Here is a 636-nt window from a genome sequence, read left to right on the forward strand (position 1 = left end):
TATATGGATGAAAGCCATCCACGTCCTTGGCGGGAACGATCCGTTCAACCACCGCAGGCACATGCATATGATCCGGCAATGGTAATTGCACGAGGATCCCATGAATCTGTGGATCCTCATTAAGCTCGTCGATCAGAGCCAAGAGCACCTGCTGGCTGGTATCAGCCGCCAGGCGGAAGCTCCGGGACAGGAACCCCGCCTCCTCACACGCCTTGATCTTACTGCGCACGTAAACTTTCGAAGCAGCGTCCTCACCCACCAGAATGACAGCCAGGCCAGGACACATCCGGCCCTGCTCGGCACGCGCACGCACCATCCCTGCAATGTCGCGGCGCAACTGCGCCGCGACTTCTTTACCGTTGATGATTGTGGCTGTATGCACTTTGATCTCCCTCGTTCTAGAAGCTCTGACCAGGAATCCAACAAGTTCCGGCCAAAGGCACTCTCGCCATTGCCGCGGATTCAACCGTCAGCGCAACCAGGTCTTCGGGCTCGAGGTTTCTCAGATCATTCTTGCCACAGGCCCGTGCAAGGGTTTGGGCCTCCAGAGTCAGAACTCGAAGGTAGTTGGCCAGCCTGTGCCCGGCCTCAACCGGATCAAGGCGCTTGCTGAGTTCCGGATCCTGAGTGGAAATA

General features: G+C 57.4%; 2 protein-coding genes. Both read right to left on the reverse strand.

All coding sequences use genetic code 11. From position 1 onward, the window contains the following. Positions 1–382: tetrahydrofolate dehydrogenase/cyclohydrolase catalytic domain-containing protein (locus tag B2W52_RS05880; RefSeq protein ID WP_286801878.1), on the reverse strand; the 382-nt coding region annotated here is incomplete at its 3' end. A 16-nt stretch (positions 383–398) separates the two neighbouring features. Further along, a partial coding sequence (locus B2W52_RS05885) for a glutamate synthase-related protein (RefSeq protein ID WP_286801879.1) occupies positions 399–636 on the reverse strand: 238 nt, incomplete at its 5' end.

The sequence above is a fragment of the Marinobacter sp. UBA2498 genome, assembly GCF_002341575.1.
Lineage (GTDB): Bacteria > Pseudomonadota > Gammaproteobacteria > Pseudomonadales > Oleiphilaceae > Marinobacter > Marinobacter manganoxydans.